Source organism: Paraburkholderia sp. BL9I2N2 (genome assembly GCF_004339745.1).
Taxonomy (GTDB): domain Bacteria; phylum Pseudomonadota; class Gammaproteobacteria; order Burkholderiales; family Burkholderiaceae; genus Paraburkholderia.
Window position 1 is genome coordinate 3,676,958 of record NZ_SMGP01000001.1, and the last position, 21,696, is coordinate 3,698,653.

Sequence of the window (21,696 nt, forward strand, 5' to 3'; positions counted from 1 at the left end):
AGGAGGTCCGCCTACGCTTTCCCGTGTGTTACATTTCGTCGTTAATTCGCAAAACTACCATACGCCCACCCGCCGCAGCATGTCCGAGCGAAACGAATCCGCCGCCCCGCACGAAACTGCGCAGGTCCGGCCTGTGAGCGGACGCGACCACATCGTGCTGCGTCGGACCTTGCACGTGGTCCTCGCGCTCGCGCTCGTCCTGTACTTCATTGCGACGGGTCTGTTTCTCGGCTTGCGCTACGTGGTCCTGCCGCGGATCGATTCGTTCCGGCCGCGCATCGAAGCCGCCATCTCCGAAAAGCTGCACACGCAGTTCACCATCGGCAAGCTCGCGCCGCATTGGAGCGGCTTCCAGCCGGGCCTCGACGTCACCGATCTCGTGATCCGCGACCACGACGGCAAAGCCGCGCTGACCATCCCGCACGCCACCGCCGCGCTCTCGTGGAAATCGCTCTGGCAGTTTCATCCCGCGCTGTCCAGCCTGATCGTCGATCAACCGGACGTGCTGGTGTCGCGCAGCAGCGACGGCGTGCTTTCGGTGGCGGGCGTGCCGGTGCCGACTCGCCACAGCGGCAACGACACCTTGTCCACCTGGCTACTGCGTCAGCAGGCGATCGTGGTGCGCGGCGGCGCGCTGCGCTGGCGCGATGCGCAGCATGACGCGCCGGAGTTGGCGCTGCGCGACATCCGCATCGCGATTCTGAACGACGGCTACGATCACCGCCTTGCACTGCAGGCGCCCGCCGACGGCCAGGTCCTGCACGGCCCGATCGATTTCCGCACGCACTTCAAACACGCGCGGCTCTCCGCGATCGGCAAGCCGATCAACTGGACCGGCCAGGTGTACGTCTCGACCGGCCCGGTCGATCTGCCGACGCTCGCGCGCTACGTCAATTTCCCGATCGAGACGTTTGCCGGCCGAATCGACAACGCCATCTGGATCGACTTCGCCGACGGGCGCATGAAGTCGGCGGGCGGGCAGCTCGCCGGCACCGACGTCGCCATGCGGGTGCGTCCGACCCAGCCGAAGCTGCTGGTGCCGGTCGCCAATTTCTCGTGGCGCCTCGAAGCCGACCAGGGCGACTACAGACTGCAACTGACCAATCTGCACGCCGAGCTCGGCCAGCCGCCGCTCGACGACGGCACGCCGCTCACCCGCACACTCGCGTTCACCACGCTCAATGGCCGCTACCGGACCGCCTCGCAGCAACACGGGCAGCTCGTCGGCGTGAGCGGCGATCGTGTCGACCTCGGCATCCTCGCCGAATTCAGCCGCGCGTTGCCGCTGCCGCGGCGCCTCCTGAACAGTCTGGTGCGCTTCAATCCGCGCGGTCTGGTGGCCAATTATGTGATCGAAGTCGAGCGCGGCAAACCCGAGTCCGGCGAAGCAGGCAGCGACCGCCGCCCGAGCGGCGCCGAGCCGATCGAACGCTATCGCTTCAAGGGCGACCTGCAGGGTATCAGCATCGCCGCTCAGGAACCGCCGCCGGGGCTTACGCCACTGAATCACCCGCGCGCTGGCATTCCCGGCATCGAGAATCTGTGGGGCAACGTGGATGCCGACGAGACCCACGGCACCGCCCTGCTCAACACCTCCAACGTTGCCATTACGCTGCCGGGCGTGTTCGACGACCCGCGCCTGAAGCTCGACCATCTGCATGGCCGCGCCGATTGGACCATTGCGCCGAAAGCGCCGGGCGAGAACCGCCCGGCCTTCACCGTGAAGCTGGCCGATTTCGGCGTCTCGAACGCCGACGCCGCGGCCACCGCCTCCGCCGACTACAGCAACCCCGGCCACGGACGCGGCTCGCTCGATCTGAAAGCCGACTTCCAGCGCGCGCAGGTGTCGCGCATCGTCCGCTATCTGCCGACCAGCATCAGCGAAAAGCTGCGCATCTATCTCGGCCACGGCTTGCAGGCCGGCATGTCGCACGGCGCGACCATCGAGATTCACGGCGATCTCACCAAATTTCCCTACTCGCGCGATCCGAGCGCCGGGCAGTTCCATATCGTTGCGCCGTTCAAGGGCGGCAAGTTCGATCCGACACCCTTCCCGCCGCGCAAGATGAAGAACGGCACGCCGAACGTGTGGCCCGCGCTCGACGGCATCGACGGCGTGTTCGAGCTCAAGCAGAACGTGCTGCGCTTCGACATCGACCGGGCGCATTACAAGCAGGTCGCGCTGATCGGCGTCAACGGCAGGATCGAGGACCTCGGCACCAAGGCGTCGAGCCTTGTCATCAAGGGCGATGGCCACGGGCCGCTCGCCGACATGCTCGACTATGTGAACGCCAGCTCGCTCGGCATCATGGCGAAGCATGAAACCGAGAAGGTGCGCGCCGAAGGGCCGGCGTCGCTCGCGCTCCAGCTGACGGTGCCGCGTACGCCGAAGCCGCACATCGCCGTGGAAGGCGCGGTTGGCTTCCAGAACAATCGCCTGAGCGTCGAGAACGTGCCGCCGCTGTCGCAACTGAAGGGCAAGGTGCATTTCACCGAGCACACGGCGCAGGTGGACCGGCTCTCCGGGCAATTCCTCGGCGGCGACGTGCATGCGAACGGCGGGTTGAAGAAGGACGGCACCTATGCGCTCGACCTCGGCGGCCATATCGCCGTCGACGCCGCACGCGGCCTCAATCTGCATGGGCCGGGCGCGCAGGTGCTGACGCGCATGAGCGGCAGCGCGCCCTACGCGCTCAACGTGCGCGGCGCCAAAGGACAGCTGCCCGAAGTGACGGCGCACTCCGATCTGACCGGCCTCGCGCTCGACTTCCCCGCGCCTTTCAACAAGCCGGTCGGCACGCCGATGCCGCTGCGTTTCGCCGTCAGCCCGTCCGCCGCACCGGGCGAAGCGGGAATCGAGCGCGCCGATCTCACCTTCGGCCCGGTCGCCGCCACCTATCTGCTGCGCTATCAGCCGAAAACGACGCCGACGGTCGTGCGCGGCGCAATCGGCGTGAACAAGCCCGCCGACCTGCCGTCCGAAGGGGTGATCGCCGCCGTCGACCTGGACGAATTCGACGCGGACGCGTGGCGCGCGCTGATCACGCAAATACGCAGTAAAGAAGCGGCCGCCGCCGTGACGCCGGCTGTGCAGAACCCGACCGTCGCGCAATTCCTGCCGAGCCGCTTCGCGTTGCACATCGACACGCTGACGCTGCTCAAACGGCACTGGGACAGCGTGATCGTCGGCGCATCGCATACGGACCGCACATGGCAGGCGAACATCGCCTCGAACCAGGTGTCGGGCCATGTGTCATGGCTGCCGGGCGCGACGAAAGAGTCGCCGGGCACGCTACAGGCGCGCTTTGCCCGCGTGGTGATTCCGTCGGCGACCGACAAGGACGTGCTCGGCCAGGCGATCTCGGCGCCGGCGCAGAACATGCCGACCATCGATCTGGTGGTCAACGAGTTGATCGTGCGCGACCGCAACATTGGCCGCCTCGAAGTCGACGCGCACAACTTCGACGAAGACGGCGTGCCGGTCTGGCAACTCGACAAGCTCGACATCACCAACCCCGCGGCTACGCTGACCGCCACCGCGAACTGGCGCACCTCGACCGGCCTCGGCAACAGCGCCGACGAAGCCACGCCGCGCCGCACCGTGTTCGATTTCAAGCTCGATATCAAGGACGCCGGCGCGCTGCTGGAGCGCTTCGGCCAGCCGCGCACGCTCAAGGCGGGCAGCGGTTCGCTCTCGGGCAAGGTGGTGTGGCAAGGCGGCCCGACCAAGATCGACTATCCGACCTTTAACGGCAATCTGGCCGTCGATCTGCGTCACGGCGAGATTCTCAAGGTCGATCCGGGCGTCGCGAAGCTGCTGGGAGTGCTCAGCCTGCAAAGCCTCGCGCGCTTCGCCACCATGAATTTCCACGACGTGATCGGCGAAGGCCTGCCGTTCGATCATGTCACCGGCACCGCGCAGGTTCACAACGGCATTGGCCGCACCGAGAACTTCGAGATGGTGACCGCACCCGCGCGCGCCGAGATGAAAGGCTCGGTCGATCTCGCTCAAGAAACCCAGGACCTGCACGTGCGGATCGTGCCAACGGTCAGCGCCGGTGCCGGTGTGATTGCCGCGGCGGTCATCAATCCGCTGCTCGGGCTGGGCGCGCTGGTGGCCGATGTGGCCTTCAGCCAGACGGTCTCGCACGCGTTCGCGCGCGATTACGCGATCACCGGTTCGTGGTCGAAACCGCACGTTGAGCGGGTGAAGAGCGATCGCGGTAAGATGGACGCTCCGGCTTCGACCGTGGACGCGCACTGAGCCTGCATCCGGCCCTTTGTTTGGTCAGACAGGCACTGTGCCGCAGCGGCGGCCCGAGCCAGCCTAGAACGACGTATGCGGCGCAAGCCATTCGCGCCGCCGTCTTGCCGGGAGTTTTTCGAAACGCTCATGAGCGAAACACACGTCTCGTCAACCGTCTCCAGCGGTTCCCTGGAAAGCGCATTCCGTGTCGCCGCGCTGCAAATGGTGAGCACACCGGATCGCGAGCGCAATCTCGCCGAAGCCGGGCGCCTGATTGCCGAAGCCGCCGCCGACGGCGCGCAACTCGTCCTGCTGCCTGAATACTTCTGCTTCATGGGCTTCAAGGATACGGACAAACTTGTCGTGCGCGAACCCTATCAGGACGGTCCGATCCAGCGCTTTCTCGCCGACGCCGCGCGCCGCCACCAGATCTGGGTGATCGGCGGCACGCTGCCGTTGATGTCGCCCGAAGCCTCGCGCGTGCTGAACACCACGCTGGTGTTCGACCCGCAAGGCAACGAGGCCGCGCGCTACGACAAGATCCACCTGTTCAACTTCGAAAAGGGCGAGGAATCGTTCGACGAGGCACGCACCATCTGCCCCGGCGGCGAAGTCCGCACCTTCGAGGCGCCGTTCGGCCGCGTCGGCCTGTCGGTCTGCTACGATCTGCGCTTTCCGGAGCTGTACCGGCGCATGGGCGACTGCGCGCTGATCGTGGTGCCGTCGGCGTTCACTTACACGACCGGCCGCGCGCATTGGGAGATGCTGCTGCGCGCCCGGGCGGTCGAAAACCAGTGTTACGTGCTGGCCGCGGCGCAAGGCGGCAAACATGAAAACGGCCGCCGTACGTGGGGCCACAGCATGCTGATCGACCCGTGGGGCGAAATCGTCGCGGTGCGCGACGAAGGCGCAGGCGTGGTCGCCGGCAATCTCGAGCGTGCGCGCATCGACGAAGTGCGACAGAGTCTGCCCGCCTGGCGTCATCGTGTGCTCAGTTGACTCCTCTGACCCAGTTGATAAATCCATCCGCGTGACATTGAAACTGCGGCGTCTCCTACTCACATAGTGTGTGACAGAGGCGCTAACCGAATCCTTCGTATCGAGCAGAACATACTTCGCATGAACATCATCGAACCCGGTATCCGTAATCTCGCCACCGCCAAGGACATCCTCCTGACGCCCTACGGTCTCGACGAATCCCTGCTCACCCGCACGCTCGCCGAAATCTTCACGCACAAGATCGACTACGCGGACCTGTATTTCCAGTACACGCGCAGCGAAGCGTGGAGTCTCGAAGAAGGCATCGTGAAGTCCGGCAGCTTCAGCATCGACCAGGGTGTCGGCGTGCGCGCCGTATCGGGCGACCGCACGGCTTTCGCCTATTCGGACGACCTGTCGCCCGAAGCGATCCGCCAGGCGGCGCTCGCCACCCGCTCGATCGCCAAGGCGGGCGGCGGCAAGCAGAAGATCAAGGTGGCGTCGTCGCTGACCGGCATCGCCGGGCGCGATCTGTACCTGCCGGCCGATCCGCTGCATTCGCTCGACGCGACGGCCAAGGTCAAGCTGCTCGAACGTATCGAACAGATGGCGCGCGGCCGCGATCCGCGCATCCAGCAGGTCATGGCCGGCCTCGCCGGCGAATACGACGTGGTGCTGGTCGCGCGCAGCGACGGCGGTTTCGCGGCGGATATTCGTCCGCTGGTGCGTGTCTCGGTCACGGTGATCGCCGAGCAGAACGGCCGGCGCGAAATCGGCAGCGGCGGCGGCGGTGGCCGCTTCGATTACGCCTATTTCACGGACGAAGTGCTGTCGGGCTATGTCGACGACGCCGTCCATGCGGCGCTGGTGAACCTCGACGCGCGCCCCGCTCCGGCCGGCGCGATGACCGTTGTGCTCGGACCGGGCTGGCCCGGCGTGCTGCTGCACGAAGCGATCGGCCACGGCCTGGAAGGCGACTTCAACCGCAAGGGTTCGTCGGCATTCGCGGGGCGGATCGGCGAGCAGGTTGCCGCCAAGGGCGTCACCGTGGTGGATGACGGCACGCTGCCGAACCGCCGCGGCTCGCTCAATATCGACGACGAAGGCAATCCGACCCAGTGCACCACGCTGATCGAAGACGGCATTCTGAAGGGCTACATCCAGGACACGCTGAACGCGCGTCTGATGAAGATGCCGGTCACGGGCAACGCGCGCCGTGAGTCGTATGCGGCGCTGCCCATGCCGCGCATGACCAACACATACATGCTCAACGGCGACAAGGATCCGCAGGAAATCATCGCTTCCGTGAAGAACGGGCTGTATGCGGTGAACTTCGGCGGCGGCCAGGTCGACATCACCAACGGCAAATTCGTGTTCTCCGCGTCCGAGGCGTACATGATCGAAAACGGTAAGGTCACGTACCCGGTGAAGGGCGCGACGCTGATCGGCAGCGGCCCGGAATCGCTCAAGTACGTCAGCATGATTGGCAACGACATGAAGCTCGATTCGGGCGTCGGCGTGTGCGGCAAGGAAGGCCAGAGCGTGCCGGTGGGCGTCGGCCAACCCACGCTGCGGATCGACAGAATGACGGTCGGCGGCACGGCCTGATTCGGCAGCAAGCGCATACTTCGTGCACGTATTGCGCGAAGTATGCGGATTTTCCGCATTTTTACGCCCCGCAGCTTGCAAGTGCCGCCTGCCCGGGTTATAAAGTCACTCACCCTTTTTGACCTGCGACCTCATTCGTCATGTCCGCCAAGTTTTATTTTTACTTTTTTTGGCATCTCAGACCGCTGGCGGATCGAGAGGGGTGTTAGTGCACGCAGGACACCGAGAATTCCCGAAAAACCGCCAGCTAGCCTGGCGGTTTTTTTTCGCCTCATGCCTTTAAAACTTTAATTTTGATGGTCGTCCGCTCTGGCATCGCTGCTTCATCGCAACCCTGATTGCCCGCGCGAACACGCTACGAACCGATTGGAGAACAAGATGCCCCCGCACAACACCGACGATGTCCGCATCCGCGAATTGAAAGAACTCACACCGCCCGCTCACCTGATCCGCGAATTCGCTTGCGACGAAACGGTGTCCGACGTGATCTACAACTCGCGCACCGCGATGCATCGCATTCTGCACGGCATGGAAGATCGCTTGATCGTGATCATCGGACCGTGTTCGATTCACGATACCAAGGCAGCGATGGAATACGCGGGGCGTCTGATCGAGCAGCGCAAACGCTTCGCCGGCGAACTCGAAATCGTGATGCGCGTGTACTTCGAAAAGCCGCGCACGACGGTGGGCTGGAAGGGTCTCATCAACGACCCGCACATGGACAACAGCTTCAAGATCAACGACGGCCTGCGCACCGCGCGCGAACTGCTGTTGCGCATCAACGAACTGGGCCTGCCGGCCGGCACCGAATACCTCGACATGATCAGCCCGCAATACATCGCCGACCTGATCTCGTGGGGTGCGATCGGCGCGCGGACCACCGAATCCCAAGTGCACCGCGAACTGGCTTCGGGCCTGTCGTGCCCGGTCGGCTTCAAGAACGGCACGGACGGCAACGTCAAGATCGCCGTCGACGCGATCAAGGCCGCCTCGCAGCCGCACCATTTCCTGTCGGTCACCAAGGGCGGCCACTCGGCGATCGTCTCGACCGCGGGCAATGAGGACTGCCACATCATCCTGCGTGGCGGCAAGACGCCGAACTACGACGCGGACAGCGTCAACGCCGCGTGCGCGGACATCGGCAAGGCCGGCCTCGCCGCGCGTCTGATGATCGATGCAAGCCACGCGAACAGCTCGAAGAAGCATGAGAACCAGATTCCAGTGTGCGCGGATATCGGCCGTCAGATTGCTTCGGGCGACGAACGGATTGTCGGCGTCATGGTGGAATCGCATCTGGTGGCGGGCCGCCAGGATCTGCAGGAAGGCTGCGCGCTGACGTACGGCCAGAGCATCACGGACGCGTGCATCGGCTGGGATGAAAGCGTCGCCGTGCTCGAAGGCCTCGCCGACGCGGTCAAGCAACGCCGTGTGGCACGCGGCAGCGGCAACTGAACCCACGCTGACTGCAGCAGTGGATGCACGGAGAAGCCCGGCTCGATGAGCCGGGCTTTTTGTTGGCCGAACGGACGAATGGTGCTCGGTCCGCACGACAGGAAGACTGCCAAAACGCGGTATCGCGCCATCGTTAACAATAGGAACACTTAACAAATGACGATCGACACCAAAATTCGTCACGTAACCAAGCCGGGCGCCAATCTGTTCCTCGAACTCGGCTTTTCCGCTGAAGAGGCGAAACGCCTGCACGCCGCATCGCAAAAACAGATCAACGACACGCGGCTGCTCAAGGAGCAGCTCATGACGGAACTGTCCACCTGGATCGAACAGCATCATTTGAAGCAGGCCGAGGCGGCCGAGATTCTGATGGTGTCTCGCCCGCGCGTGTCCGACGTGGTCAACAAGAAGACCACCAAGTTCACCATCGACACTTTGGTGGAAATGATGAGCCGGATCGGCAAGCCGGTCACGCTGGCGGTTGGCTAACGCAGGGGGTCGTCAATGCGGCTGACGCTGCATGCGTCGTGGCGCGGTCTTACGCCTATTGCAGCGGCTACCAGGCTTTAGCCTGCGCTGCGTTCGTGTTGCCACAGCACATCGGTGCCGCCGTCCACGCGATTGAGCACGCGCGCGAGCACGAACAGCAGATCGGAAAGCCGGTTCACGTACTGGCGCGGCGCGGCGTTGATAGTCTCGTGCTCACCCAACGCAACAATCGCCCGTTCGGCACGGCGGCACACGGTGCGGCACACATGCGCAAGCGAGGCCGCACGCGAGCCAGCGGGCAGAATGAACTCCTTCAGCGGCGGCAAAGCCGCGTTGTAGTCGGCAAGCCAGTCGTCGAGTTGCGCGAGTTGCCGGTCGGTAATCATCGTGTGGCCGGGAATGCACAACTCGCCGCCGAGGTCGAACAGATCATGCTGGATCGTCACGAGCGCTGTCCGCACCTTGTCCGGCAAGGTTTCACACAGCAGCACGCCGAGGTTCGAGTTGAGTTCGTCCACGTCGCCGATCGCGGCGATGCGCGCGCTGTCTTTGCGCACACGGCTGCCGTCACCGAGACCGGTGGTGCCGTCGTCGCCCGTGCGGGTGGCGATCTTGCTCAAACGGTTGCCCATAAAGTCTCCCATGCATTCAATGACGATGCGCCGCGCCATGGCCCGACATAGATCCGCAGCGGCACATCGGGCACCGCGTTTATCCATATTGCGCGCATCGTGAAGTCGCCGCCATTATAGAAGCGCTGGCCGGCTGCAACGCCGGCCCACGGGTGATCGGCGTAAAATGAAACACATGCTGCAAACCAGCACCGCCCCAAATACCAGGAGACATGCGTGAATCATCCCGTGCCGCCGGCCCCGCTGCGCCGGCCGTTTCCCGCCGAGTTGCTGAGCGCGCTCAAAGCCGTCTTCGCCGATCGCGTGTCCGTGTCCGAAGCCGTGCGCACCCATCATGGCCGTGACGAATCGCCATTCGACCCGCAACTGCCCGATGCCGTCGTCTTCGCGCGCACGACTGAAGACGTGCAAACCGTCGTCAAACTGTGCGGCCAGTACAACGTACCGATCATCCCCTACGGCAACGGCTCGTCGCTCGAAGGACATCTGCTCGCCGTGCAAGGCGGCGTGTCGATCGATCTGTCGGAAATGAACCGGGTGTTGTCGATCAACGCCGAAGACCTGACGGTCACGGTCGAACCCGGCATCTCGCGCAAGCAGCTGAACGAGGCCTTGCGCGACACCGGTCTGTTCTTTCCGATCGACCCGGGCGCGGACGCGAGCATTGGCGGCATGTCGGCCACGCGCGCGTCGGGCACCAACGCCGTGCGCTACGGCACGATGCGCGAGAACGTGCTCGGGCTGTCCGTGGTTCTGGCCGACGGCCGCGTGATCAAAACCGGCACGCGGGCTCGCAAGTCGTCCGCGGGTTACGACCTCACACGCATGTTCGTCGGCTCGGAAGGCACGCTCGGCGTGATCACGGAAATCACCGTGCGCCTGTACCCGCAACCAGAAGCGGTGTCCGCAGCCGTGTGCGCGTTCCCGTCCATGGGCAATGCGGTGCGCGCGGTCATCGAAACGATTCAGATGGGCGTGCCGATTGCGCGCGTCGAATTTGTCGACTCGCTCGCCATCCGCTCGATCAATCGCCACTCGAATCTGACGCTGCGTGAAGCGCCCACGCTATTCTTCGAATTCCACGGCACCGAGGCGAGCGTGAAAGAGCAGGCCGAACTGGTCCAGGAGATCGCCGCGCAGAATGCCGGCGAAGGCTTCGAATGGGCGACGCGTCCGGAGGACCGCAGCCGTCTGTGGAATGCGCGCCACAACGCCTATTTCGCCATGCTGCAGCTGAAACCCGGCTGCCGCGCGGTCACAACCGACGTCTGCGTGCCGATCTCGCGTCTCGCGGAATGCGTGGAGGAAACGGAACAGGATCTGAAAGCGTCGCCGCTGCCCTGCCCGATCGTCGGCCATGTCGGCGACGGCAACTTTCACGTCGCGATCCTGATCGATCCCAACAAGCCGGAAGAACTCGTCGAAGCCGAACGTCTGAACCATCGCATCGTGCAACGCGCGCTGCGTATGGACGGCACCTGCACGGGCGAGCATGGCGTCGGCCTGCACAAAATGGGTTTCCTGCTCGAAGAGCACGGTGAAGTCGCGGTGGATACCATGCGCTCGATCAAGCACGCGCTCGATCCGCACAATCTGATGAACCCGGGCAAGATCTTCACCTGGGCAGCATGACGCGTATTCAGGCGCGGCTGCATGAGAGAACCAGCCGCGTTGGACTTGAAAGGCACGAGGAGACAAGTCACATGAACGCACCCGCTGAACTGACGGCCGAAGTACTCGCCCAGCGCCAGCGCGAAGTCGTGCAGGCGCTGATGGCCGTATTGCCGACCCATTGTTTGCTGTATCGCGAAGAAGACACCGTCGCCTACGAATGCGACGGTCTCGCGGCCTACCGGCGTCTACCGCTCGCGGTCGCGTTGCCGGAGACGGAATCGCAGGTGCAGCGCATCGTGCAGATCTGCCATCGCCTCGACGTGCCGATCGTGCCGCGCGGCGCGGGCACCGGTCTGTCCGGCGGCGCCATGCCGATCCGGCACGGCGTGGTGGTATCGCTTGCGCGCTTCCGCAAGATCGTCGAGGTCGACTCGTACGCGCGGACCGCCACGGTGCAGCCGGGTGTGCGCAACCTGTCCATCTCGGAAGCCGCCGCACCTTACGGTTTGTATTACGCGCCGGACCCGTCATCGCAGATTGCCTGCACGATCGGCGGCAATGTCTCGGAGAATTCGGGCGGCGTCCACTGCCTCAAATACGGCCTCACGGTGCATAACGTGATGCGCGTGCGCGCCGTGACCATGGAAGGCGAAATCGTCGAGTTCGGCTCGCTCGCCCCCGACGCGCCCGGTCTCGATCTGCTGGCCGTGCTGATCGGCAGCGAGGGCATGTTTGCGATCGTCACCGAAGTCACCGTCAAGCTGATCCCGAAACCGCAAACGGCGCAGGTCATCATGGCCAGTTTCGACGACGTCGTGAAAGGGGGCGACGCGGTCGCCGGCATCATTGCGGCGGGCATCATTCCGGCGGGGCTGGAGATGATGGACAAGCCGGCCACGCGCGCCGTCGAGGAATTCGTCAACGCGGGCTACGATCTCGAAGCGGCGGCCATCCTGCTGTGCGAATCGGACGGCACGCCCGAAGAAGTCGCCGATGAAATCGTGCGCATGACCGCGGTGCTGCGCGAACAGGGCGCCACCCGCATCCAGATTTCCCGCTCGGAGAACGAGCGCTTGCGCTTCTGGTCCGGCCGCAAGAATGCGTTCCCGGCCGCCGGGCGCATTTCACCCGACTATTACTGCATGGACGGCACGGTGCCGCGCCGCAGTATCGGGCCGCTGCTGGCGCGCATCGAGGCGATGGAGAAGACCTACAACCTGCGCTGTATCAACGTGTTCCATGCGGGCGACGGCAACATGCATCCGCTGATCCTGTTCAACGGCAACGACCAGGACGAGTGGCACCGGGCCGAAGCGTTCGGTTCCGACATCCTCGAAACGTGCGTCGAACTGGGCGGCACGGTGACCGGCGAGCACGGCGTAGGCATCGAGAAGATCAATTCGATGTGCGTGCAGTTTTCGCCCGAAGAGCGCGACACGTTCCACGCGGTCAAGCGGGCTTTCGACGCGCCCGGCCTGCTCAACCCCGATAAAGGCATTCCCACGCGGGCACGCTGCGCCGAATACGGCAAGATGCACGTGCGCGGTGGCTTGCTGCCGCATCCGGAGCTGCCGCGGTTTTAACGCTGTGCCGTGCCCGCCGACGCATCACGCATAGCTCGCGTGAGCGCCGGTTTTCCTGCTCTCACCCTGATTACCCGATGCGGGTCCGCTCCTGGTTGCCAGCGGGCCCCCGCCCGGTACAATCAAACGAAACACAACGAAGCAGGACACCATGGAAGAGGACGACATCGTCGCCGTGTGGTCGGAACGTGTGCGTTCGGCCAGCGCCGAGGGGCGCGCGTTGCGCATCCGTGGCGGCGGCACCAAAGACTGGTACGGTCAGACGCTGGAAGGTGACATCCTCGACACGCGCGCTTATCGCGGCATCATCGCGTACGATCCCGCGGAGCTGGTCATTACCGCGCGCGCGGGTACGCCCCTGCTGGAGATCGAGGCCGCGCTCGCCGACCATCATCAGATGCTCGCCTTCGAGCCGCCGCATTTCGGGCCGCAGGCCACCTTCGGCGGCTGCATCGCGGCGGGCATCGCCGGTCCGCGCCGCCCATCGGCCGGCGCGGCGCGCGACTTCGTGCTCGGCGCCGTCATCATGAACGGCCAGGGGCAGAAGCTGCATTTCGGCGGCCAGGTGGTGAAGAACGTCGCGGGCTATGACGTCTCGCGCCTGATGGCCGGCTCGCTCGGCACCTTGGGATTGATTCTCGAACTGTCGATCAAGGTACTGCCGTTGCCGCAGGCCGAAGCCACGCTCAAATTCGACATGAACGGCACCGACGCGGTCCGTAAGCTCAACGAATGGGGCGGCCGCCCGCTGCCGATTACCGCGAGTGCCTGGCGCCATGGCACGCTGGCCGTGCGCCTCGCCGGCGCCGAGGCCGCGGTCAAGTCGGCGAAGATGGCGCTCGGCGGCGAAGTCGTCGATGCGGTCGAAGCCGAACGCTTCTGGGCGGGCCTGCGCGAACAGACCGACTCGTTCTTCGCCGCCATTCCGCCGCGGGCCGCACTGTGGCGCCTCGCGCTGCCTTCGATCACGGAGCCGCTGCAACTGCCCGGCGCGCAACTCATGGAATGGGGCGGCGGCCAGCGCTGGTGGATCACCGACACCGACGCGCAGACCGTGCGCATCAGCGCCAAGCAGGCCGGCGGCCACGCCACGATCTTCCGCACCGGCCACGGCTACGACCGCGGCGCCGGCGTGTTCACCCCGCTGCCCGCGCCGCTGATGAAAATCCATCGCGGCCTGAAAACCGCTTTCGACCCGGCCCGCATCTTCAATCGCGGCCGTCTCTACCCCGACTTCTGAGCGACGCGATGCAAACCAACCTCGCGGACTTCATTCGCAACACGCCCGACGGCGACGAAGCCGACGGCATCCTGCGCAATTGCGTGCACTGCGGTTTCTGCACGGCCACCTGTCCGACGTATCAGATACTCGGCGACGAACTCGACGGCCCACGCGGACGGATCTATCTGATCAAGCAAATGGTCGAAGGCGCGCCGGTCACGCGCAGCACCCAGGTCCATCTCGACCGGTGCCTGACCTGCCGAAACTGCGAAACGACCTGCCCGTCCGGCGTGCAATATGGCCGACTGGTGGAAATCGGCCGCAAGATCACCGAAGAAAAAGTCACGCGCCCGTTCAGTCAACGGCTGGTGCGCCGCATGCTCGCGAGCTTCGTGCCGAACAGCGCACTGTTCACGCCGACCATGCGGATCGGCCAGCATTTTCGCCCGTTGCTGCCCAAGAAGCTGCGCGACAAAGTGCCGGCGCGGCAGCGTCCGCTCGAATGGCCGACCGCCAAACATCCGCGCAAGATGCTGATGCTGGCGGGTTGCGTGCAACCGTCGATGATGCCGAACGTCAACATCGCCACCGCGCGCGTGTTCGACGCGCTCGGTGTCGAAATGCTGATCGCGCCGGATGCGGGCTGCTGCGGCGCGATCCGTCTGCATCTGGGCTACAACGACGAAGCGCTCGACGATTTGCGCGCCAACATCGACGCATGGTGGCCCTACGTCGAACAGGGCGTGGAGGCGATCGTCATGAACGCGTCCGGCTGCGGCGCGACGGTCAAGGAATACGCGCACCTGTTGCGGCATGATCCGGCGTATGCGGAGAAGGCGCGCCGCGTGGTGGAATTGACGCGCGACGTCGCGGAGATCCTGCCGGAGTTCGAAGAAGCGCTGATCTCGGTCACGCGCCGCCGCTCGGTGCACACCGTGGCGTTTCATCCGCCTTGCACGTTGCAGCATGGTCAGCAGATACGCGGCAAGGTCGAGCATTTGCTGACCGCGCTGGGTGTCGAAGTGCGCCTGCCCGCCGACAATCATCTGTGCTGCGGCTCGGCCGGCACCTACTCGCTGACGCAGCCCAAGCTCTCGTATGCGCTGCGCGATCAGAAGCTCGAGCGGCTGCAGGCGCAGGAGCCGCAGGTGATCGTGTCGGCGAACGTCGGCTGCATTGCGCATCTGCAAAGCGGCACGTCGACGCCGGTCGCGCACTGGATCGAACTGATCGAGCACATGCTGTCCGTATAATCGGGTAATCGACTCTCGCTGGACTTCCGGTTCCGACATGCCCGATCTGATTCACAACCTCGAGGCGGTGCAGCAGCGCATCGCCATGGCCGCGCATGTGGCCGGACGCGATACGCGTTCGGTCCATCTGCTCGCGGTCTCCAAGACCTTCCCCGCCGAAGACGTACGCGCCGCCTACAACGGCGGCCAGCGCGCGTTCGGTGAAAACTACGTGCAGGAAGCCCTCACCAAGATCGAGACGCTCGCCGATCTGCGCGCTACGCTCGAATGGCACTTCATCGGTCCGTTGCAATCGAACAAGACGCGGCCGGTCGCCGAGCAGTTCGATTGGGTGCATTCGGTCGATCGGTTGAAGATCGCGCAGCGGCTCTCGGAGCAGCGTCCCGATAATTTGCCGCCGCTCAACGTGTGCCTGCAGGTCAACATCAGCGGCGAGGCGTCGAAGAGCGGCGTGAGCGTTCCCGAGGCGGTGGAAGTCGCGCAGGCGATCGCCGCCCTGCCGAAGCTGAATTTGCGCGGCCTGATGGCGATTCCCGAGCCGGCCGGCGGCATCGACGAACAACGTGTGCCGCATCGGCACTTGCGTGAGTTGTTCGAGCGTCTGTGCAACGACGGACTCGAACTCGACACGCTGTCCATGGGCATGTCGAGCGACCTCGAGGCCGCCGTGCTGGAAGGCGCGACGATCGTGCGCGTCGGCACTGCGATCTTCGGCGCGCGAGACTACTCTAACTGACCCTTGCGGGCCTTTTCAGGCTCTTTGGGCTCTTCACGGCACTTCCTTCGGAACATCATGAAAATTGCTTTTATCGGCGGTGGCAACATGGCTGCCGCGTTGCTCGGCGGCCTCATCAAGCGTGGCGTCGCACCCGCTGACCTCTACGCAATCGATCCCAACGAAGACGCGCGCAAGCGCAACGAGCAGCAATTCGGCATCAAGACCGGCGCCGCCGCGGATGCCGCGCTCGCCGCGTACGACGCCGTCGTGCTGGCGGTGAAGCCGCAGATTCTGAAGAGCGTGGCCGAGGCGGTGGCGCCGCATCTGAATGCATCGCAACTGGCGGTAAGTATCGTCGCGGGTATCCGCATGAGCGACATGTCGCGCTGGCTGAATGGCCACAACCGTATCGTGCGCGTCATGCCGAATACGCCGGCGCTGATCGGCATGGGCGTGACGGGACTGGTGGCGACCGGCAGCGTCGACGAAGCGGGCCGCGCGCTCGCGTCGCAAGTGTTAGGGGCGGTCGGCGAAACGGTCTGGTTCGACGACGAAGCGAAGATCGACGCCGTCACCGCGATCTCGGGCAGCGGACCGGCCTACGTGTTCTATTTCATCGAGGCGTTGCAGGAAGCCGCCCGCCAGCTCGGCATGGATGAAGCGCAGGGTCGCGCGCTGGCCGTGGCGACCTTCACCGGCGCGGCGCAACTGGCGGCGAATTCCGACGAGCCGCCGAGCGTGCTGCGCGAACGTGTGACGTCCAAAGGCGGCACGACGGCGGCGGCGCTGGCGTCGTTCGACGCGAGCGGCATCAAGGATGCGATCGTGCGCGGCGTGCTCGCCGCCGATGCGCGCGCCAAGGAAATGGGGGACGAGTTCGGCAAGCAGTGAGCGCGCTCGCGCGGTGCGAGGCAGTCGGGAAACTTCAGGAAGGGAAGCACGTTGTGGCACGCCGCGCGCCGATTCGAACCGGCGCGGCGTCTACGGCGCCGGACGCGAAGTAAGCAGCGCGGCAGAACTGACCGCGGTAGCACTTCCATTCAATCCGCGGCGGCACCCGCCGATAGAAAACGCAAAGGCCAGCGTAAAATCGCGCAACAAAACTAAAACGACCCCGCCGCGTAATGCGCGGCGATGCCGACGAACAGCGCGCCGCCCAGCCAGTTGTTATGCCGGAACGCGGCGAAGCACGCCATCCGTTCACGGTCGCGGATCAGCATGTAGTGATAGATCGCGCAGCCCGCGGCCGCCGCCCATCCCAGCCAGTACAGCACGCCGAAGCCGAGCAGCACGCCGATGCCGACGTAAATCCCTAGCGTCGCCGCGTAACAGATCATGATCGCCGCCACATCGAAGCGGCCGAACGTCAGCGCCGACGTGCGGATACCGATCTTGATGTCGTCGTCACGGTCGACCATCGCGTATTCGGTGTCGTACGCCACGGACCAGAACACATTGGCCAGCAGCATCACCCACGCGAGCAACGGCACGTGGTCCTGTATCGCGGCGAACGCCATCGGAATGCCGAAGCCGAACGCGATCCCCAGATACGCCTGCGGAATCGCGAAGAACCGCTTGGTGAACGGATACGAACCGGCGACGAAAAGCGCCGCCACCGAGAGTTCCTTGGTCAGCGTATTCAGCGGCAGGATCAGCAGAAACGCCAGCAACGACAACGCGGCCGCCAGCGCCACCGCTTCCCACGCCTTGATCTTGCCCGACGTGATCGGACGATTCTCCGTGCGCTTCACGTAGCGATCGAAGTCGCGATCCGCGTAATCGTTGATCGCGCAGCCCGCCGAGCGCATCAGCACCGTGCCCACGATGAAAATCACCAGCAGCGGCCACGTCGGATGACCGTCGGAGGCGATCCACAGCGCGTTGAGCGTCGGCCACAGCAGCAGCAGGCTGCCGATCGGCTTGTCCATGCGCACGAGGCGCAAATACAGGGGAAGTCGGGCAAACATGGGCGGAGTCGGTGAAAGTGCGAAGACGGTGCGGCTATTTTACGGGAAGCGGACGACGGGTCGCTCCCGGGCGGGCAGGACCGACCGAGCCCGCGCTGCAAAAAACAAAGCCTCCCGTGCAGGGAGGCTTTGTTGGTGTCGCACTTTACCGAAGACGCAGACGCCTACGTCGAAACGAGAGGCCTTGCGCGCTAATGCTTAAGCCAGCATCGAGCGCAGCATCCACGCGGTCTTTTCGTGCGTTTGCATGCGTTGTGTCAGCAGGTCGGCGGTCGGCTCGTCGTTGGCGGCTTCCGTCGACGGGAAAATCGCGCGTGCGGTACGCACGACGGCTTCCTGACCTTCCACCAGTTGGCGGATCATTTCTTCCGCGGCCGGCACGCCGTCCGCTTCCGGAATCGACGACAGCTTGGCGAAATCCTTGTAGCTGCCCGGTGCATGCACGCCCAGCGCGCGAATCCGTTCAGCGATCGAATCGACCGCCAGCGCGAGCTCGTTGTACTGCGTTTCGAACATGAGGTGCAGCGTATTGAACATCGGACCCGTCACGTTCCAGTGGAAGTTGTGGGTCTTCAGGTACAGCGTATAGGTGTCGGCGAGCAGGCGCGACAGACCTTCTGCAATCTTCTTGCGATCCTTGTCGCTGATCCCGATATTGACGTGCTGTACGGCTGCTGCGGCTTCTTTTTTGGCCATGATGACTCCTTTGAAGAGTGATACGAACCGGTCGGCAAAGTGACGGTCTGCGGATAGCAAACTCGACAGCTCGAACGCTCGACAGTTTAGCCTGAAAACCGCTGCGTTCGTATGACGCGTGGCCACTTGCCGCATCACGGCGGCGGCTTGGATCAGCCGCCGAGCGCGTGTTGCAGCGCCTGCGCGACGATCACTGCGACTCCGCTCGCGAAGATCGCAAAGCCCACCGCCCTGCGCGCCAACAATGCGTGCCGTTGCGCGCTGTTTGCGGCTGACGCGCCGCCCAGCGCGGCTATCATCATCTGCGTCATGATCGTGCTCCTTCGGTTCGTATCGGTACCAGCGGGACGCAGATGCGCCCGCTTTGCTGCATGACTTCTACTGCGCGATTGCTGCTTACTTCTTATTGCGTTCCGCGAGGTTGGCCATCGCCGCGATCACGCCTTCCGCGTAAGCCGGGTCGGCGCGACGGAAGTGCTCGATCTGGCGTGCAACGATCTCCTGCGGCACTCCGTCGATATGGCGTGCGATGTTGCCGAACAGGCGCTCGCGCTGAGTTGCATCGAAGAGCGCAAACAACATACCTGGCTGCGTGTAGTAGTCGTCGTCCAGGCGATGATCGTAGCGATCCACAGCGCCCGCCGCGAGCGGCGGCTCGGACGCGTTGGCGTCCTGCGCGAAATCGCCGAAGCGGTTCGGCTCGTAATTCACGTTGCCGCCGAGGTTGCCGTCCGTGCGCATCGCGCCGTCGCGATGGAACGAATGCGGGCTCGGCACGCGCGCTGCATTCACCGGAATCTGGTGATGATTGATGCCGAGGCGATAGCGCTGCGTGTCGCCGTACGAGAACAGACGGCCCTGCAACAGACGATCCGGCGAGAAGCCGATACCCGGCACCACGTTGGCCGGCGTGAACGCCGCCTGCTCCACGTCCGCGAAATAGTTCCGTGCGTTGCGATTCAGCTCGATCGTGCCGACGTCGATCAACGGATAGTCCTTCTGCGACCACACTTTCGTGATGTCGAACGGATTGAAGCGATACGTCGCGGCTTGCGCTTCCGGCATCACCTGAATCGCGAAACGCCACTTCGGGAAGTTGCCCGCGTCAATGTTGCCGACCAGATCGCGTTGCGCGCTTTCGCGGTCTTGCGCCACCACTTGTGCCGCTTCGGCATCGGTGAAGTTCTCCATGCCTTGCATCGACTTGAAATGGAACTTCACCCAGAAACGCTCGTTGTCGGCGTTGATGAACGAATACGTGTGCGAGCCGAAGCCGTGCATCTGCCGGTAATTCTGCGGAATGCCGCGGTCGCTCATCAGAATCGTCACCTGATGCAGCGACTCCGGATGACGCGACCAGAAATCCCACGCCGCGACATTGCTGCGCATGTTGGTGTACGGGTCGCGCTTTTGCGTGTGGATGAAGTCCGGAAACTTCAGCGGATCGCGGATAAAGAACACCGGTGTGTTGTTGCCGACCACGTCCCAATTGCCTTCTTCCGTGTAGAACTTGATCGAGAAGCCACGCACGTCGCGTTCGGCGTCGGCTGCGCCGCGCTCGCCGGCCACCGTCGAAAAGCGCATGAAGAGCGGCGTTTCCTTGCCGACTTGCGCGAACACCTTCGCCTTCGTGTAGCGCGAGATATCGTGCGTGACCTTCAGCGTGCCGAATGCGCCCGAACCTTTTGCGTGGACACGGCGTTCCGGAATCACTTCGCGATCGAAGTGAGCGAGTTTTTCGAGCAGCCAGACGTCTTGCAGAACAACCGGACCGCGTGAGCCGGCGGTCATCGAATTCTGGTTGTCGGCGACGGGTGCGCCGGCGGCACTGGTGAGCTTACGTTCGGTCATGCGTGACTCCTGGTTGGCTTTTATCGAAACTGATTGTGGGGAGCGGCGCGGCACACAGATGCCAGAGGCTCATGCGTTATGCGGACAAGGCCCGATCGACCAGCAGGGACAACGCGACGGTACGCACGCTGAGCATCGACGCGACAAAACCGCGCGGCACGACGGCCGATTGAGCGATGAAGGCGTGGATTTGTTGCGGCTTGGAATGCGTCATGGCTTCCTCCGGGTCTTATGGGATCGGGCGATCCATGGAGGAAACTATAACAATACTATCGAAATACTGCTTTCGATTAATTTTATCTATTCGATAGGACTTGTGGCTATCGGCGCCTCGGGCGGGCGCCAAGGCCGGTCGCTGGACGTGTGCGCAGCGAGCCGGCTTCTCGGTGCGCTGGTTAGTTGACGGCGACCGGCAAATCGAGCTTCTTGACACCCGCCAGATCGCAGGAGCTGATGGCGTCGCAAATGGCCTCGATGGCGGGCATGCGCGTGAAGCTCTTGCGCCAGGCCAGCACGACGCGGCGATCCGGCACGGGTTCGTCGAAAGCGACGTAGCTGAGCAGCCCCGAATCGATGCCGCCGGCGTGCGGTTTGACTTCATGAACCGACATGCGCGGCAGCACGGTAATGCCGACACCGCTCGCCACCATGTGACGGATGGTTTCCAGCGACGACCCTTCGAAGGTCTTCTGGATACCGTCCGCGTTTTGCGAAAAGCGCATCAGTTCCGGGCAAACGCCCAGCACGTGGTCGCGGAAGCAGTGACCGCTGCCGAGCAGCAGCATGGTTTCCTGCTTCAGATCGTCGGCATCGATTTTCAGGCGGTTTTCCCAAGCGTGACCGGACGGCAAGGCGACCACAAAAGGCTCGTCGTACAGCGGGCGCAGCATCAGGCCCGTTTCCGGAAACGGCAGCGCCATAATGGCGACGTCGATTTCGCCTTGCTTGAGCAGTTCGATCAGCTTGAGCGTGTAATTCTCCTGCAGCATCAAGGGCATTTGCGGGACGCGCTTGATCATCTGTTTGACGAGCGTGGGCAGCAGGTACGGCCCGATCGTATAGATGACGCCCAGGCGCAGCGGCCCGACCAGCGGGTCTTTGCCTTGTTTGGCGATTTCCTTGATGGCGAGCGTCTGCTCGAGAACGCGTTGAGCTTGCGTGACGATCTGTTCGCCGATCGGCGTGACACTCACTTCGCTGGTGCCGCGCTCGAAGATCTGGACGTTGAGCTCGTCTTCGAGCTTTTTGATCGCCACCGACAGTGTCGGCTGGCTGACGAAACACGCTTCGGCGGCCCGGCCGAAGTGCCGCTCGCGGGCGACCGCGACGATGTATTTCAATTCGGTGAGCGTCATTAGGGGACCAATCAGTGCGGTGAATTCGATAG

Annotated in this window: 18 protein-coding genes; 11 read left to right on the plus strand and 7 right to left on the minus strand. The window is 64.0% G+C overall.

Annotated features, from left to right (window positions below; all coding sequences use genetic code 11):
- Positions 1–79 precede the first annotated feature (79 nt).
- The 5 genes from B0G74_RS16935 to B0G74_RS16955 all read left to right on the plus strand — a co-directional run bounded on the left by B0G74_RS16935 (position 80) and on the right by B0G74_RS16955 (position 8,773).
- Positions 80–4,264, plus strand: a complete 4,185-nt coding sequence (locus tag B0G74_RS16935) for a YhdP family protein (RefSeq protein WP_132376002.1) — start codon at positions 80–82, stop codon at positions 4,262–4,264.
- 129 nt (positions 4,265–4,393) lie between these two features.
- Positions 4,394–5,245, plus strand: a complete 852-nt coding sequence (locus B0G74_RS16940) for a carbon-nitrogen hydrolase family protein (protein WP_132376003.1) — start codon at positions 4,394–4,396, stop codon at positions 5,243–5,245.
- 120 nt (positions 5,246–5,365) lie between these two features.
- Positions 5,366–6,832, plus strand: coding sequence for a metalloprotease TldD (gene tldD, locus B0G74_RS16945; RefSeq protein ID WP_132376004.1), 1,467 nt, complete (start codon positions 5,366–5,368; stop codon positions 6,830–6,832).
- A gap of 378 nt (positions 6,833–7,210) precedes the next feature.
- Positions 7,211–8,284 (plus strand): 3-deoxy-7-phosphoheptulonate synthase AroG, encoded by a 1,074-nt coding sequence (gene aroG / locus B0G74_RS16950; protein ID WP_012431785.1) that lies wholly within the window; start codon positions 7,211–7,213, stop codon positions 8,282–8,284.
- A 156-nt stretch (positions 8,285–8,440) separates the two neighbouring features.
- Positions 8,441–8,773, plus strand: a complete 333-nt coding sequence (locus B0G74_RS16955) for an XRE family transcriptional regulator (protein WP_116142847.1) — start codon at positions 8,441–8,443, stop codon at positions 8,771–8,773.
- Positions 8,774–8,850: 77 nt separating this feature from the next.
- On the opposite strand, the gene B0G74_RS16960 is transcribed toward B0G74_RS16955, so the two are convergent.
- Complete coding sequence (locus B0G74_RS16960; protein WP_132376005.1) at positions 8,851–9,405, minus strand: cob(I)yrinic acid a,c-diamide adenosyltransferase; 555 nt, start codon at positions 9,403–9,405, stop codon at positions 8,851–8,853.
- A gap of 216 nt (positions 9,406–9,621) precedes the next feature.
- Here B0G74_RS16960 and B0G74_RS16965 point away from each other — a divergent pair, with 216 nt between their 5' ends.
- The 6 genes from B0G74_RS16965 to proC all read left to right on the plus strand — a co-directional run bounded on the left by B0G74_RS16965 (position 9,622) and on the right by proC (position 16,686).
- A complete protein-coding gene (locus tag B0G74_RS16965) occupies positions 9,622–11,037 on the plus strand; it encodes an FAD-linked oxidase C-terminal domain-containing protein (RefSeq protein WP_132376006.1) in 1,416 nt (471 codons plus the stop codon).
- A 71-nt stretch (positions 11,038–11,108) separates the two neighbouring features.
- Positions 11,109–12,602, plus strand: coding sequence for an FAD-linked oxidase C-terminal domain-containing protein (locus B0G74_RS16970; protein WP_132376007.1), 1,494 nt, complete (start codon positions 11,109–11,111; stop codon positions 12,600–12,602).
- Between the two features lie 151 nt (positions 12,603–12,753).
- Positions 12,754–13,842, plus strand: a complete 1,089-nt coding sequence (gene glcE, locus B0G74_RS16975; RefSeq protein ID WP_132376008.1) for a glycolate oxidase subunit GlcE — start codon at positions 12,754–12,756, stop codon at positions 13,840–13,842.
- Positions 13,843–13,850: 8 nt separating this feature from the next.
- A complete protein-coding gene (glcF, locus tag B0G74_RS16980; protein WP_132376009.1) occupies positions 13,851–15,077 on the plus strand; it encodes a glycolate oxidase subunit GlcF in 1,227 nt (408 codons plus the stop codon).
- Between the two features lie 37 nt (positions 15,078–15,114).
- Positions 15,115–15,813, plus strand: coding sequence for a YggS family pyridoxal phosphate-dependent enzyme (locus tag B0G74_RS16985; protein ID WP_132376010.1), 699 nt, complete (start codon positions 15,115–15,117; stop codon positions 15,811–15,813).
- Positions 15,814–15,870: 57 nt separating this feature from the next.
- A complete protein-coding gene (gene proC / locus B0G74_RS16990) occupies positions 15,871–16,686 on the plus strand; it encodes a pyrroline-5-carboxylate reductase (protein ID WP_132376011.1) in 816 nt (271 codons plus the stop codon).
- Between the two features lie 212 nt (positions 16,687–16,898).
- Here proC and ubiA read toward each other — a convergent pair whose 3' ends face one another.
- From ubiA to B0G74_RS17010, 6 genes are all read right to left on the minus strand, one after another.
- A complete protein-coding gene (ubiA, locus tag B0G74_RS16995; protein WP_132376012.1) occupies positions 16,899–17,762 on the minus strand; it encodes a 4-hydroxybenzoate octaprenyltransferase in 864 nt (287 codons plus the stop codon).
- Between the two features lie 198 nt (positions 17,763–17,960).
- Positions 17,961–18,458, minus strand: a complete 498-nt coding sequence (locus B0G74_RS17000; RefSeq protein ID WP_132376013.1) for a Dps family protein — start codon at positions 18,456–18,458, stop codon at positions 17,961–17,963.
- A 152-nt stretch (positions 18,459–18,610) separates the two neighbouring features.
- Positions 18,611–18,769 carry a hypothetical protein gene (locus B0G74_RS45805; RefSeq protein WP_165923873.1) on the minus strand — a complete coding sequence of 53 codons (159 nt, stop codon included), beginning with the start codon at positions 18,767–18,769 and terminating at the stop codon, positions 18,611–18,613.
- Positions 18,770–18,854: 85 nt separating this feature from the next.
- Positions 18,855–20,309: a catalase gene (locus B0G74_RS17005; protein ID WP_132376014.1), complete on the minus strand. Its 1,455-nt coding sequence runs from the start codon at positions 20,307–20,309 to the stop codon at positions 18,855–18,857.
- Positions 20,310–20,385: 76 nt separating this feature from the next.
- A complete protein-coding gene (locus B0G74_RS45810) occupies positions 20,386–20,523 on the minus strand; it encodes a hypothetical protein (RefSeq protein WP_165923874.1) in 138 nt (45 codons plus the stop codon).
- Positions 20,524–20,704: 181 nt separating this feature from the next.
- Complete coding sequence (locus B0G74_RS17010; protein WP_132376015.1) at positions 20,705–21,664, minus strand: LysR substrate-binding domain-containing protein; 960 nt, start codon at positions 21,662–21,664, stop codon at positions 20,705–20,707.
- Positions 21,665–21,696 lie beyond the last annotated feature (32 nt).